This window comes from Ensifer sp. NM-2 (assembly GCF_003024455.1).
GTDB lineage: Bacteria > Pseudomonadota > Alphaproteobacteria > Rhizobiales > Rhizobiaceae > Ensifer > Ensifer canadensis.
The window spans coordinates 296,372-310,772 of the sequence record NZ_PVZR01000007.1 but is presented as its reverse complement, the minus strand read 5'-3'; the positions used below and the strand labels follow the sequence as shown (position 1 = coordinate 310,772).

Below are 14,401 nucleotides of genomic sequence, written 5' to 3'. Positions count from 1 at the left end.
CCGTCGGATTGTCCTTCGGTTATCTGCTTTGCGCGCTCATCCGGAGGATTTTGCCATGATTAAACGACGGACCATTCTGATGTACGGCGCGCTTGCTACCGCGCTTCCCCATGTGACAGCCTTGCCGTCCTTCGCCGCAGATGCGGCCCTCACGCCTGATGACGCGCGGGCGATCGCCAAGGAGGCAACGATCTACGGATTTCCGCTGGTCGACAATTACCGCGTGCAACATTCCTATTTCGTCGACGCCGGCGGGCCGGAGTTCAAGGCGCCGTGGAACACGCTGTTCAACAATGCCCGGGTCTATACGCCGGACGACAAGGCGATCCAGACGCCGAATTCAGACACGCCCTACTCCTATGTCGGCGCGGATCTCAGGGCCGAACCGTTGGTGTTCACCGTGCCGGCAATCGAGAAGGAACGGTACTACTCGCTTCAGTTCATCGAACAGTACACCTTCAACTTCGCCTATGTCGGCAGCCGCGCGACAGGCAACGATGCCGGCAGCTACCTGCTTGCCGGGCCGAACTGGAAGGGCGAAACCCCTCCCGGCATCAAGGACGTCATCCGCTCGGAAACGGAGTTTGCCTTCGTGCTCTACCGCACGCAGCTCTTCAATCCTGGCGATATCGAGAACGTCAAGAAGATCCAGGCCGGCTACAAGGTCGAGCCCTTGTCGGCATTTCTCGGAAAGCCGGCGCCTGCGCCCGCCCCCGCCGTCGACTTCTTCACGCCGCTCAGTGCGGAGGAGGAAAAGACGTCGCCCGAGGTCTTCAGCGAACTCAACTTCATTCTGCAGTTCTGCCCGACCGATCCTTCGGAAAAGGAGCTGATGGCACGCTTTTCCGAGCTCAACATCGGTGCTGGCAAGACATTCGACTTCACGGCCTTCCCGCCGGATATCCAGAAGGCGATCACCGACGGCATGGCCGACGGCTGGGCGGCCTTTAAGGAACACAAGGAAACCATGATCGATACCGGCAAGCTCTCGAGCGCCGACTGCTTCGGAACCCGAGCCTTCCTGAAGAACGACTACATGCAGCGCATGTCCGGTGCTGTGCTCGGCATCTACGGCAACTCCAAGGAAGAGGCGATCTATCCTGCCTATTTCATCGACGATCAGAAGCAACCGCTCTCCGGCGCGAGCAAATATGCGTTGCGCTTCGAACACGGCCAACTGCCCCCCGTCAATGCCTTCTGGTCGCTGACGCTCTACGAACTGCCGGCAAGCCTGCTCTACGCCAATCCGCTCAACCGTTATCTCATCAATTCGCCGATGCTCCCGAGCCTGAAGCAGGATGCCGACGGCGGCCTGACGCTTCATGTCCAGAACGAGAGCCCAGGCGCAGATCGGGAGAGCAATTGGCTACCGGCTCCCAAGGGCCCGTTCTTCGTGGTGATGCGCCTCTACTGGCCAAAACCCGATGCCCTCGACGGCAAATGGAAAGCCCCGCCACTGAAATCTGCGACATGAGCAGAGAGGATGACCAGCATGAATACATTTCGAACCACTGTTGCTCTCGCGGCGACCCTTGCCTTGATCGGCATCCTGCCGGCCACCGCCGCAGATCCTGTAATCGTCGGAGTCGACAATTTCATCCGCGCCGAGAGCGACATGTATGCCGCGGCCATGGTCAAGGACGGGGCGCTGGGCAAGTTCCTGCACCGCCGCGAGCCCGCCTCGATCGACAACCAGACGGTCATACGCCTCAACCGCGACACGCTCTATTCCTCGGCGGTGTTCGACCTTGATGCCGGTCCTGTCACCATCACGCTGCCCGATGCAGGAAAGCGCTTCATGTCGATGCAGGTGATCAACGAGGATCACTACGTGCCCGAGGTCGTCTACGATGCCGGAGAGCACACGCTGACGAAGGAGGGTGTCGGCACGCGCTATGTCGTCGTGGCAATTCGCACGCTCGTCGACCCGGCCGACGCCAAGGATATCGAAGCGGTCCATGCCTTGCAGGACGCGATCAAGGCCAGTCAGGCGAAGAGCGGCAGCTTCGAGGTCCCCGCCTGGGATCCGGCGAGCCAGAAGACGGTGCGCGAGGCATTGCTCGTGCTCGGCGCGACGATGCCCGACTTCAAGAAAGCCTTCGGGACCAAGGAGCAAGTCGATCCCGTTCGCCATCTGATCGGCACGGCGTCGGGCTGGGGCGGGAATCCGGATAAGGATGCGGTTTATCTCAACATCACGCCGACCAAAAATGACGGCGCGACTGTGTACAAGCTCGATGTGAAAGACGTGCCCGTCGACGCATTCTGGTCGGTGAGCGTCTACAATGCTGCCGGGTATTTCGAGAAGAACAAGTATGATGCCTACACGGTCAACGATATCACCGCGAAGAAGGGCGATGATGGCACGGTGGCGATCCAGTTCGGCGGTTGCGACGGCAAGATCGCCAACTGCCTGCCGACAACCAAGGGCTGGAACTACGCGGTGCGTCTCTATCGGCCGCGGCAGGAAATACTGGATGGAAAGTGGCAGTTTCCTGAGCCGAGCGCGGTCAACTAGCCCGGCGTTGGAACCAACTGCACAAACATTGCCTAGCCGCGCGTCGAGTGGGATGCGCGGCGGGCGGACGATCTATCAAGGAGGTTATGTCGGGCTTGGTTGGCAGAACATTGCCGGGCAATGGCTGCGCCCGGCCGATGAGCGCAATCAGGCGCTCGTGCGCTTGCGTGCCGGCTGGCGCTTGGGCGCCGGGGCCACGGGTTCGGCGTCAGCCTCCTGCAACAACCGCTGAGCCTTGAGCTTTTCGGTCTTCTTCTCGCGCGCCAGCTTTTCCGCCGCAACGATACCGCGGGCCGTATGGTCGGTCGCCGCAGCCTTGTCGGCTGCCGACAAACGCTCAGGCTTGAAAAGATCTTTCTTCGTCGACGTCATGCGTACCTCCTCGCTCGGGCGTGGACCGATGCCGAAATCGGCATCGGTACCTCAGATTTAGCGGGTGCGGACAGCCTTCTTCGGTGCCGGCAGCAGGCCTTCGCGCTGAAGCTTCTTGCGCGCGAGCTTGCGCTGGCGACGAACGGCTTCGGCCTTTTCGCGAACGCGCTTTTCCGACGGCTTTTCATAGGCGCTGCGCGCCTTGAATTCGCGGAACAGTCCCTCGCGCTGCATTTTCTTCTTCAGAATGCGGAGTGCCTGGTCGACGTTGTTGTCTCTGACGAGTACCTGCAAGATGTATCCTTCCCTTTGGTTGGGGCCGCACATCGGCGGACCGAGATTGCTGTAGCTATCTTCCGATCCGGATGCGCGACGGTTTCAGCCAGGGTTCACCCTTGGCAATGATGCGCGACGGTCCCTCTTCGATGGGAGAGGCCGCCTCAGTGGTCTCGACGTCGCTTGCAACGATGCGACGTTCGAAGTTCTCGCCGTCGAAACGGACGCGATATTGGGTCTCGCCGTGGTCGGCGGGCAGAACACCGATGATCCGGCACGTCCTGACGGCGGGTGCCAGCTTGGTGAAATCGGCCCTTACGGTCACCGTGTCGCCAACGGCACAAATTCTGCGGGTCATGATAGTTTCCTTCCCCGGAATGTGCAGGGTCCGGACGCAAAAAGGCCGGGCTTCACCCGACCTCTTCCCGTCAATCAAACGTCCCCAGCCAGTACATCCGTGGTCGGGGGAGGCAGATGACGATTCATTCCGCCCGGAGATTGTCGGCAGAGTTCTTGCCGGTCTTGCGGTCGCGGACGATGTCGTAGGTGACCTTCTGGCCTTCCGCCAGCGAGCCCATGCCTGCACGCTCTACAGCGGAAACATGAACAAACACGTCGGTCGTACCGTCATCCGGCTGGATGAAGCCAAAACCCTTGGTGCCATTGAACCACTTTACAGTGCCTGAATTCATAACGATCTCCTTTCAATCGTTGATTTCGCTCGACGGGTATTCGCCGAGCCGTGTCGATGTTGAGAGGAAATCTGACAACGCTTTTCAGCGCTTTGACAAAGGTCGCAAGCAATATTCGATTGCACCCATATAATTCTTTTTTCGGGATTTTCAATGTTTCATTTGGAATACGGCCCGAAATGCAGCGGCACTGCCGAAAAACAACGTTGAATCACGTTCGTTTCGATTGGAATCCTTTCGGAATTTCCATCCCATTATTTTTGGGCGCCTCAAGAAATATATTGGCGCTACCGACCATAAACGACGAATACAGAGCAATAGCCCAGTTCAGGAAAGCATAGAGGCTTCAAGAAATCGGCAAGTGCCGGCATCGCCAAGCGCTCGGCGCAGTTTCATCTTGGATTGAGGCAAGTGGGAAAGACGGTTTCGCCGCATGGCCGGCCTTGCAGACCGCCTCGCTTCAAGCGCGAGACTGACGGGCATGATTGCCCGCCAGCACTATTGTTGGATTCCCGAGATTACTCGGCTGCCTCTGCTTCGGGCATCGGCACGTAGTTGAGGATCGGGGACAGCCAGCGTTCGACCTCGCGCACCGGCATACGCTTGCGCCCCGCATAATCCTCCACCTGATCCCGCTCGACCTTGGCGACACCGAAATAATAGGCCTCGGGATGGCCGACATAGAGACCGGAGACGGACGAACCGGGCCACATCGCAAAGCTCTCGGTCAAGGTCACGCCGATCGCCTTTTCGGCGTCGAGCAACCGGAACAGCGTTTCCTTTTCCGTATGGTCGGGCTGAGCCGGATAGCCAGGTGCCGGGCGAATACCGGCATAGGGCTCACCGACCAGGTCCTGCGGCGAGAATGTCTCGTCCGCAGCATAACCCCAGAGTTCCTTGCGCACGTATTCATGCATGCGCTCGGCAAAGGCTTCGGCGAACCGGTCGGCCAGTGCTTTGACCATGATCGACGAATAGTCGTCGTTGGCGCGCTCGAAGCGCTCGGCGATCGCCACTTCCTCGATACCGGCCGTGACGACGAAGCCGCCGAGATAATCTCTGCTGCCGCTGTCGACAGGTGCGACGAAATCCGACAGCGCCACGTTCGGTCGCCCGTCGCGCTTGCTCAGCTGCTGACGCAGCGTGAAGAAGGTGCCGAGCGTCTCGCCGCGCGTTTCCTCGGTAAACAGCCGGATGTCGTCGCCGACGGTTCCGGCCGGCCAGAAGCCGACGACCGCCTTCGGGGCAAACCATTTCTCGGCGATGATCTTGGCAAGCATGGCCTGCGCATCCTCGAACAGCTGACGTGCGGCCTGCCCTTGCTTCTCGTCATCGAGGATTTTGGGATAGACGCCCTTCAGTTCCCAGGTCTGGAAGAACGGCGTCCAGTCGATGTAGCGCGCCAGCTCGTCCAGCTCCCACCCCTGAAACACCCGCGTACCGAGAAACGAGGGAGCCTTGGCCTGATAGCCGCTCCAGTCGATCTTGTGAGCATTGGCGCGCGCCTGCGATAGCGGCAGGCGGCGCTTTTCCGCCTCGTTGCGAGCATGGGCGTCGGCAACCTTGCGATATTCAGCGCGGATCGTCTCGACGTAAGAGCCCTTGGCTTCCGACGACAACAGGCTGGAGACGACCCCGACCGCACGGCTCGCATCGGTGACGTAGACCGTCTGGCCGCGGTCGTAGCGCGGATTGATCTTGACCGCCGTATGCACCCGGCTCGTCGTCGCGCCGCCGATCAACAGCGGGATATCAAAACCTTCGCGCTCGAGCTCCGAGGCAACATGCACCATCTCGTCGAGCGATGGCGTGATCAGGCCGGAAAGGCCGATGATGTCGACCTTCTGCGCCTTGGCCACCTCGAGGATCTTGGCGGATGGCACCATGACGCCGAGATCGATGATCTCGTAATTGTTGCAGGCAAGCACGACGCCGACGATGTTCTTGCCGATGTCGTGCACGTCGCCCTTGACCGTCGCCATCAGGATCTTGCCGGCGCTCTGGCGCTCGCCTTCGCCACCGGCGGCCAGCCGCTCGGCTTCCATGTGCGGAAGCAGAACGGCAACCGCCTGCTTCATCACGCGCGCCGATTTCACCACCTGCGGCAGGAACATCTTGCCCGAGCCGAAAAGATCGCCGACGACATTCATGCCGGCCATCAACGGACCTTCGATGACATGCAGCGGCCGGGCGCTCGAAAGCCGCGCCTCGTCGGTATCGGCCTCGATATATTCGGTGATGCCGTTGACCAGCGCGTGCTCGAGTCGCTTTTCGACCGGCCATTCACGCCAGGAAAGATCTTTCTCCTTGGCCTGGGCGCCGCCCTGTCCGCGATAGCGCTCGGCAATCTCCAGCATGCGTTCGGTCGAATCGGCGCGGCGGTTCAGGACCACGTCTTCGCAGGCCTCGCGCAGCTCGGCATCGATGCCGTCATAGACGGCAAGCTGGCCGGCATTGACGATGCCCATGTCCATGCCCGCCTGGATGGCATGGTAGAGGAACACGGCGTGCATCGCCTCGCGCACCGGTTCGTTGCCGCGGAAGGAGAACGACAGGTTGGAGACCCCGCCGGAGATGTGCACATGCGGCAGCGTCGCAATGATTTCGCGCGTTGCTTCGATGAAGTCGACGCCGTAGTTGTTGTGTTCCTCGATGCCGGTCGCGACGGCAAAGATGTTCGGGTCGAAGATGATGTCTTCGGGCGGGAAGCCGGCTTCTTCGGTCAGCAGTTTGTAGGCGCGGGTGCAGATCTCGACCTTGCGCGCCTTGGTATCTGCCTGCCCAACCTCGTCGAAGGCCATGATGACGACGGCAGCGCCATAGGCGCGGCAAAGCCTGGCGTGATGCAGAAACGCCTCTTCGCCTTCCTTCATCGAGATCGAGTTGACCAGCGGCTTGCCCTGGACACATTTCAATCCGGCCTCGATCACCTCCCACTTCGACGAATCGATCATGACGGGCACGCGGGCGATATCAGGTTCGGAAGCGATAAGGTTGAGGAACTCGACCATCGCCTGCTTCGAATCGATCAGGCCCTCGTCCATGTTGATGTCGATGATCTGCGCGCCGTTGGCGACCTGATCGCGGGCGACATCGAGCGCTGCGGAATAGTCGCCGGCGGTGATCAGCTTGCGGAACTTGGCCGAGCCGGTGACGTTGGTGCGCTCGCCGACATTGACGAAGGGAATGTCTGAGGTGAGCGTGAAGGGCTCGAGGCCCGAGAGCCGCATCAGCGGCGCGACATCGGGGATCAGGCGTGGCGGGTGTTTGGCAACCGCCTTGGCGATCGCGCTGATATGGGCGGGCGTCGAGCCGCAGCAGCCGCCGACGATGTTGAGGAGACCGTCGCGGGCAAAGGCTTCGACCTGGGCTGCCATCTGGTCCGGGGTCTCGTCATATCGCCCGAATTCGTTTGGCAGGCCGGCGTTCGGATAGGCGCAGACGAAGGTGTCGGCGACACTCGAAAGTTCGTCGATGTGCGCGCGCATGGCATTGGCGCCGAGCGCACAGTTGAGCCCGATGGTGAAAGGCTCGGCATGGCGCACGGAATGCCAGAACGCCGTCGGCGTCTGGCCCGACAGCGTACGGCCGGAAAGATCGGTGATCGTGCCGGAGATCATCACCGGCAGTTCGATACCCTTCTCTGCGAACACTTCCTTGGTGGCGAAGATCGCCGCCTTGGCGTTGAGCGTATCGAAGATCGTCTCGATCAGGATGATATCGGCGCCGCCGTCGATCAGGCCGCGGATCTGTTCGGCATAGGCGATCCTGAGATCGTCGAAGGTCACCGCCCGGTAGCCCGGATTGTTGACGTCAGGCGAAATCGACGCGGTCCTATTCGTCGGGCCGAGCGCTCCGGCGACGAACCGGCGACGGCCGTCATGCGCTTCGGCGCGCCTTGCCGCCCGGCGCGCCAGGCGGGCGCCGTCACGATTGAGGTCGTAGACCATGTCTTCCATGCCGTAGTCGGCCTGGGCAATGCGGGTCGAGGAGAACGTGTTCGTTTCCAGGATGTCGGCGCCGGCGATGGCGTAGGAATAGTGGATGTCCTCGATCGCCTTCGGCTGCGTCAGGGTCAACAGGTCGTTGTTGCCCTGCTGATGGCAGGCACAACCGCCGAAGCGATCGCCACGGAAGTGATCCTCGACGAAACCCAGCTGCTGGATTTCCGTGCCCATTGCACCATCCATGATCAGGATGCGCTCGCTGGCCGCCTGCTTCAGCGCCCGCATGACTTCGGAGCCATCCGGCTTGGAGGAAAGGTCGCCGAAAAGGGCGTCGATGGCGGACATGGGAAATCTCCCGTTCTGAAAACGACAAGCAATAGTCAAGTCAATCACATAAAGACATCTTTATGTCAACATATGAACGGATTTAATTTGCCGCAATGACGTTGGCTTGGTAGCCTTGGCGCATGCGGTTTCAGTCTGCGCACAGGAGCGACAGAAAGGCGATTCCGCCTTTTGGGTGAACGCCACGGCAAAGAAAATGGCCCGCCGCGACCGCAGCGAGCCATGCGAATGCCATCAGAAGACAAACTCAGAGCGTTTCTGGCTTAAATTGAGCCGCGGAAACGCTCTGTCGCTTCGTTTTTCCGCATTTCCTGACGGAAAACCGCTTCGCACTTTTCCTGGAAATGCTCTAAAGACGGCCGAGGCAATCCTGCGTTTCATAGATGGCGCAGAGAATATGGTAGAAACTGCTCGCCGGCACCGGTTCGTCGACGAAACTGCCATCTGGTTTCTGCTTGTCGCGCCACAGCCCGGCCACCGGTGTCTCCAGGAACAGGTTGAGTGCCGAAGCCGCCCGCGCCGCCGAGGCGAGATAGCGCTCACGCTCCGCGCCTTCTGTGAGGGCTGCAAAACGAACCGAAGCCTTCAGCCATTCCGTCTGCGGCCAAAGCCGTGCGATCGGGTCGGCGACCGAGAAATCGTCGAAGAGCGTCATGACCGCGACATTGCGGGTCGGGCAGATGCCGTGCGCCTCGCCGATCGCAAACAGCCGCCGCGCCTTGACGATCGCCTCGGCATTGCCGCGCCGCTCGGCCCAGCGCAGCAACAGCCACGCCCATTCGAACAGATGGCCGGGCTCGACGATACGCCCCTTGTCACCCGGGAACGGCGCCCAGTCGTGGTCGAAGAACTCCCGCAACGCGCCGGTACCGCCGTCGATGAAATGATCCATCGCCAGATGCGCGATCTCGTCTGCAAGGTTGAACCAGGCGACGCGATCAAAGCCGACGACCTCCTCGCTCGCCAGGCACGCTTCGAACAGATGCATGTGCGGATTGGAGCAGAGCGGCAGCCGCGACGGATCGTCCTCTTCAAAGCCGATGAGCGGGTGCTTGCAGTGGGCCTCGATGCGTTGGCGCAAACCGTTGCTGCGCTCGATCATTTCCGGCCTGCGCTCGGGGAAGACCTCGGCCAGATAGGCAAAGGCCAGCAACGCGAAAGCCTGATTGTAGAGGTCGAAGGCGGCATCGATGAGGTTGCCGTCGGCATCCGCAAGCGCGCCGTAAAAGCCCGTCGGCTGCAGATAGACCCGATCGAAATAGGCAAGCCCGCCCTCGGCGGCACTCTTCCAGTCGCCCGCCCAGCCGCGCCTGCCGGCCTCGGCGAAACAGTAGACCTGACGCGGCTGCACCCGCGCCCGGCGATTGGCCCGCGTTGGCTCGCCGGCCATGTCGATGGTTTCGGCGAAACCGCCGCCCGTGGCATCGACGCCCTTTTCGCGCCAGAGCGGCAGGGCCCTTTCGGCCAGCCACGCCGACAAGATAGCGGATTGCGAGAAAATATCCTGCGGCAACGGTTCAGCCCTCGAGCTTCAGTTCATCATGGTTCTTGCCGAGCAGCTCGGCCAGCGCCTCGACCACCATGTTGTGGTCCTCGCGCTGCGGCAGGCCGGACACGGTCACCGCACCGATGCAGCCCGTGCCCTTGACGACGATCGGGAAACTGCCGCCATGGGCCGCATATTCGGCATCCGGAAGCCCGAGCTTCGCCTGCAGATTGGTCTGCTGCTTCAACAGCCCGAGGCCGGTCGAGTAGCTGCTCTTGAAAAGGCGAAAAACGGTGTTGCGCTTGCGGCGCACCCAGTTCGGATTGTCAGGCGTCGCGCCCTCAAGCGCGGTATAAAACACCTGCATCGAAAACAGCGTGACATCGATGACGACGCCGAGCTTGCGTTCGGCGGCCATGCGGCGCAACGTCGTGCCCAGTTGCCATGCCATTTCCAGGTCGAAACTGTCGAATTGCAGCTCGCGCTCCTGTTGGCCGATGCGCTTGAGATCATTGTCGATATTCATGAAGCCTCCGCTCAATCCTTCCAGAGCCAAGCCGCGCCGCGCACGCCGGAACTGTCCCCGTGCATCGCCTTGCGAACAGGCGTTTCGAAACTGTCGCCAAAGAGGTAGTTGACCACCCGCGGCGGCACATCCTCATAGATCTCGTCGACATTCGACATGCCCCCGCCGAGCACGAAGACATCCGGGTCGACGATGTTGGTCAAAAGCGCAAGGCTGCGCGCCAGCCGGTCGACGAAACGATTGTAGACGCCTGTTGACGCCGGATCGCCGGCCCGCTTCGCCTCGATGATATCGCGACCACGCTTTTCGACGCCGGTGGTCAGGCGATAGTCGAGCTCGACCCCGGTGCCGCAGGCGTACATGTCGAGGCAGCCGTGTTTGCCGCACCAGCATTTGTGGCCGGGATACTCGTCCTTGGTCATCCATGGCAGCGGATAGTGGCCGATTTCGGCGGCGACGCCCTGGTAGCCGGCATGCACCTTCTTGCCGATCGCCAGCCCGCCGCCATGGCCGGTGCCGACAATCACGCCGAACACTGTCTGCGCGTCCTTGCCGGCACCGTCGACTGCCTCCGACACCGCCAGGCAATTGGCGTCGTTGGCGAGCCGCACCTTGCGGCCGAGCGCCTGTTCGAGGTCGCGCCCGAGCGGCTTGCCGTTGATCAGCACAGCGTTGGAGTTGCGCACGATACCGGTGCGCGGATTGGGACTGCCGGGAATGCCGATGCCGATCGATCCTTGTTCGCCCGCCGTCTTTTCGGCGGCGGCAACAAGGCCGTGAACGGCCAGAATGCAGTCGTCATAGCCGCTGGTCGGGGTCGCGACGCGGTGGCGGGCGCGCGTTTCACCATCGCGATCAAGCGCGATGACTTCCATTTTCGTGCCGCCCCAATCAATTCCGATGAACATGTCTGGATCAGGTCTCTGGGTGAAGGTCGCATGAAGGAGCGCCAGCCTCCTCAAGCCGGCGCTGATCACTGCTTAGCATCCGAAAGACGGGAAACACCAGCCCCCGATTTCGGCACGCCTCGGTAGAGGAGGAAACCGGATTGGACAGGCGCCTTCCGCAATCCCCTGCATTCCCGGCACCGCACGCCATGCCCTATTTCGCGAAGGCACCGCGCAAAAACACTTGGCGAAGAGGCCTTGCTTTTGTATGGGTGCTATCCGAGTGGTCCCGTAGCTCAGCAGGATAGAGCACCAGATTCCTAATCTGGGGGTCGCGCGTTCGAATCGCGCCGGGATCACCATCCTTCTCGTCAGCAGGACAAATCACAGGCGCGACGCTCCGCCGAGCCGGCTCTTGCGATGCCGATGCACCCGATGCCGATGTAAGCGATCATGGTTCAGCTGCTTGTGACCTACATGGAAATGCGCACTCGGCCGACTGGCGAGCCTTTGCTGCCGCCTGTCGAGGGCACGGCGTTTGCGCCTGAGCGCTTGGCAGCAGAGGAATTCCTCTCGCTCTACCGCGCAGTCGCCGAACCTTTGCGCTGGGATCAGCGACTGCGCATGCCTGCCGATGAGCTCGATGCCTTTTTGCGCAGCCCGTCGACCGCGCTCTATATCCTGCGGGTGGAAGGCAGTGCCGTCGGGCTCTGCGAATTCGAGCGCGCTGACACTTCCGATGTCGAACTCACCCATTTCGGCCTGATCCCGCAAGCGCAGGGAAGAAGGCTGGGGCCGTTTCTTCTCGATGGCTCACTGCGTGCCATCTGGGATCGGGCACCGGATCGCGTCTGGCTGCACACGGATACCTGGGATCACGCCAAGGCACAGGACACCTATCGCCGCGCCGGCTTCGGCATTTTCATGCAGAGGCTCGAAGAGTTCAGCGTCTAGCCAACCGATTGCCGCGCATTCACGAAGCCGTGAGTTTCTGCCCGTTCTCCGGCACAAAACATGCCCTCATCCATTTCCCCAATGAAAGGAAATGGTGAAGCCAATGAAAAAGCTGGCAATTGTTGCGCTTTCGCTGGCAACGGCCTTCTCCAGCGCAGCCCCGGTACAGGCATTCCCGTCGGTAACACCCATGAAGGCAGGCATCTCCGACGTCGAGACCGTGCAGTACTATCACCGCCGCTGGTATCGCGGATACGATGGCTACCGATGGCGGGGCGATCGGCGCTATTACCGTCACCGCCACTGGGATGACGACGACGACGATGACAATGTAGGCGCGATCATCGGCGGCCTTGCCGCCGGCGCCATCATCGGCGGGCTGATGGCCCAGCCGAGACGGTACTATGGCGGCAACGCCCATACGAGCTGGTGCTACAGTCGATACAGCTCCTACCGGGCATGGGACAATACCTTCCAGCCCTATTATGGCGCCCGCCGCGCCTGCTACTCGCCTTATCGGTAAACCTGCGATGAAGGCCCTGCCGCCCGTCTGGGCGGCGGGTGAAAGCATAACCTGATGTAAGGCAAGCACTTTCCTGAGCGCAGGACAGCCGATTTCGTCGTGTTCAAGCGTCGAGCAGCGCGCTCCGCTTGATCAATGCGTGCCCGCCCAAAGCGAAAAGTGCTCCCTCATCGATCCCTCCCCTGACTGATCAGCGTCGCCGGCCCCGCTGCCATGATGACCGTCGGTTTTGGCTGCGGCTTGACATTTCCGTAAGGCTGACCTTATCATTCCAATATAAAGTATCTTAGTACATAACTATGATATAACTATAAGAGAGGAACATAAGATGAAATCAGCAAGGATTGCACTGCTTCTGGGAACGGCACTCATCGCCTCCTCGTCCTTCGCCTTCGCGCAGGAAAAGGGCGGCGTCATCAACGTCGCCACGGTCGGCGAGCCGCCGACGCTCGACCCTATGGCTTCGACGGCCGACCTGGTCGGCATCGTCTCGCAGCATATGTTCGAGACGCTCTACACCTTCGACAAGGATTGGAAGCCGACGCCGCTTCTGGCTGTGGCCATGCCGGAAATCAGCGCCGACGGCAAAACCTACACGATCAAGCTGCGCTCCGGCGTCAAGTTCCATGACGGCACCGACATGGATGCGACCGACGTCGTCGCCTCGCTCGAGCGCTGGACGAAGACCGCCTCGCGCGGCAAGCAGACGGCAACGACGATCGCCGGCATCGAGGCCGTCGACCCGACCACGGTCAAGATCTCGCTCAACACCCCCTATGCGCCGCTGGTCTCGCTGCTCGCCTTCAACAATTCCGCGGCAATCGTACTGCCTTCGGAAAAGCAGGCTGAGCCGATGGTCGATTTCGTCGGCACCGGCCCCTACAAGCTCAAGGAGCGCAAGGCCGACCAGTACATCCAGCTTGAGCGTTACGACGGCTATGTCTCGCCCGAGGGCGAAAGCAACGGTTATGGCGGCGCGCGTCACCAGTATGCCGACGAGATCCGCTTCGTGCCGGTTCCCGACCCGAACACCCGTGTCGAGGCCGCCGTCTCCGGTCAGTACGACTACGTCGATTCGCTGCCGGTCGAATCCTTCGAACGGGTGAAAGGCTCGAGCGCTTCCGAACCTGTGATGCTGCAGCCTTTCGGCTGGCCTGTCTTTGTCCTCAACTCAGGCAACGGCATGACCAAGAATCTGGAACTGCGCAAGGCGATCCGCGCCGCACTCAGCATGGAAGACATGATGGCGGCCGCCTTCGGCAGCACCGACTTCTACGCGCTCGATGCCGCCCTCTACCCGGCGCAGTATGTCTGGCGCACCGAAGCCGGCACGGAAGGCGGCTACAATGTCGCCGATCCGGAAAAGGCAGGCGAACTCTTGAAGGCTACCGGCTACAAGGGTGAGCCGCTGCGCATCCTGACCAGCCGCCAGTACGAGTTCCACTACAAAATGGCACAGGTCGCCGCCGAGTATCTGAAGCTCGCGGGCTTCACCGTCGATCTGCAGGTGGTCGACTGGGCAACGCTCACCCAGCGCCGCGCCGACCCGACACTCTGGGATATCTATATCACCCACAGCCCGTTCCTGCCGGAACCGGCGCTGATCGGCATGATGTCGACCAAGGCGCCCGGAAACTGGGATACGCCGGCCCGCGCCAAGGCCGTCGATGCCTTCAACGCCGAATCGGATGCTGGCAAGCGCGTCACACTCTGGGCCGACGTCCAGAAGGTGATCTACGAGGAAGTGCCGTTCATCAAGATCGGCGACTTCAACGCCCTGTCGGCAAAGACCAAGACGCTTGACGGCGTCTCCCCCGCGCCGTGGCCCTACTTCTGGAACGCTTCGATCAAGAAGTAAGCTTTCATCCACTTGAA

At 61.2% G+C, this 14,401-nt stretch carries 13 protein-coding genes and 1 tRNA gene; 6 read left to right on the top strand and 8 right to left on the bottom strand.

Annotated features, from left to right (window positions below; all coding sequences use genetic code 11):
- The first annotated feature begins 79 nt into the window (after window positions 1–79).
- Together C6558_RS17025 and C6558_RS17020 are read left to right on the top strand one after the other, a co-directional pair.
- On the top strand, window positions 80–1,474 hold the full coding sequence (locus C6558_RS17025) for a DUF1254 domain-containing protein (protein WP_057210812.1): 1,395 nt from the start codon (window positions 80–82) through the stop codon (window positions 1,472–1,474).
- An 18-nt stretch (window positions 1,475–1,492) separates the two neighbouring features.
- A complete protein-coding gene (locus C6558_RS17020; RefSeq protein WP_025424994.1) occupies window positions 1,493–2,518 on the top strand; it encodes a DUF1254 domain-containing protein in 1,026 nt (341 codons plus the stop codon).
- Window positions 2,519–2,665: 147 nt separating this feature from the next.
- On the opposite strand, the gene C6558_RS17015 is transcribed toward C6558_RS17020, so the two are convergent.
- The 8 genes from C6558_RS17015 to C6558_RS16980 all read right to left on the bottom strand — a co-directional run bounded on the left by C6558_RS17015 (window position 2,666) and on the right by C6558_RS16980 (window position 11,070).
- Window positions 2,666–2,890 (bottom strand): hypothetical protein, encoded by a 225-nt coding sequence (locus C6558_RS17015; protein ID WP_025424995.1) that lies wholly within the window; start codon window positions 2,888–2,890, stop codon window positions 2,666–2,668.
- A 57-nt stretch (window positions 2,891–2,947) separates the two neighbouring features.
- The gene (rpsU, locus tag C6558_RS17010; RefSeq protein ID WP_025424996.1) at window positions 2,948–3,184 is read right to left on the bottom strand and encodes a 30S ribosomal protein S21; all 237 of its coding nucleotides are present in this window, start codon (window positions 3,182–3,184) and stop codon (window positions 2,948–2,950) included.
- A 55-nt stretch (window positions 3,185–3,239) separates the two neighbouring features.
- A complete protein-coding gene (locus C6558_RS17005; protein ID WP_025424997.1) occupies window positions 3,240–3,524 on the bottom strand; it encodes a hypothetical protein in 285 nt (94 codons plus the stop codon).
- Between the two features lie 124 nt (window positions 3,525–3,648).
- The gene (locus C6558_RS17000) at window positions 3,649–3,858 is read right to left on the bottom strand and encodes a cold-shock protein (RefSeq protein ID WP_025424998.1); all 210 of its coding nucleotides are present in this window, start codon (window positions 3,856–3,858) and stop codon (window positions 3,649–3,651) included.
- 518 nt (window positions 3,859–4,376) lie between these two features.
- Window positions 4,377–8,150 carry a methionine synthase gene (gene metH, locus C6558_RS16995; protein WP_025424999.1) on the bottom strand — a complete coding sequence of 1,258 codons (3,774 nt, stop codon included), beginning with the start codon at window positions 8,148–8,150 and terminating at the stop codon, window positions 4,377–4,379.
- Between the two features lie 349 nt (window positions 8,151–8,499).
- Window positions 8,500–9,663, bottom strand: coding sequence for an AGE family epimerase/isomerase (locus C6558_RS16990; RefSeq protein WP_025425000.1), 1,164 nt, complete (start codon window positions 9,661–9,663; stop codon window positions 8,500–8,502).
- 4 nt (window positions 9,664–9,667) lie between these two features.
- A complete protein-coding gene (locus tag C6558_RS16985; RefSeq protein ID WP_025425001.1) occupies window positions 9,668–10,162 on the bottom strand; it encodes a heme-degrading domain-containing protein in 495 nt (164 codons plus the stop codon).
- Between the two features lie 11 nt (window positions 10,163–10,173).
- Window positions 10,174–11,070 carry an ROK family protein gene (locus C6558_RS16980; protein WP_025425002.1) on the bottom strand — a complete coding sequence of 299 codons (897 nt, stop codon included), beginning with the start codon at window positions 11,068–11,070 and terminating at the stop codon, window positions 10,174–10,176.
- A gap of 264 nt (window positions 11,071–11,334) precedes the next feature.
- On the opposite strand from C6558_RS16980, the gene C6558_RS16975 reads away from it, so the two are divergent.
- The 4 genes from C6558_RS16975 to C6558_RS16960 all read left to right on the top strand — a co-directional run bounded on the left by C6558_RS16975 (window position 11,335) and on the right by C6558_RS16960 (window position 14,384).
- Window positions 11,335–11,411 (top strand) — tRNA-Arg (locus C6558_RS16975).
- A gap of 91 nt (window positions 11,412–11,502) precedes the next feature.
- The gene (locus C6558_RS16970; protein ID WP_025425003.1) at window positions 11,503–12,003 is read left to right on the top strand and encodes a GNAT family N-acetyltransferase; all 501 of its coding nucleotides are present in this window, start codon (window positions 11,503–11,505) and stop codon (window positions 12,001–12,003) included.
- A gap of 103 nt (window positions 12,004–12,106) precedes the next feature.
- Window positions 12,107–12,526: a BA14K family protein gene (locus C6558_RS16965; protein WP_038576546.1), complete on the top strand. Its 420-nt coding sequence runs from the start codon at window positions 12,107–12,109 to the stop codon at window positions 12,524–12,526.
- 328 nt (window positions 12,527–12,854) lie between these two features.
- Window positions 12,855–14,384, top strand: a complete 1,530-nt coding sequence (locus C6558_RS16960) for an ABC transporter substrate-binding protein (protein WP_025425005.1) — start codon at window positions 12,855–12,857, stop codon at window positions 14,382–14,384.
- Window positions 14,385–14,401: the final 17 nt, after the last annotated feature.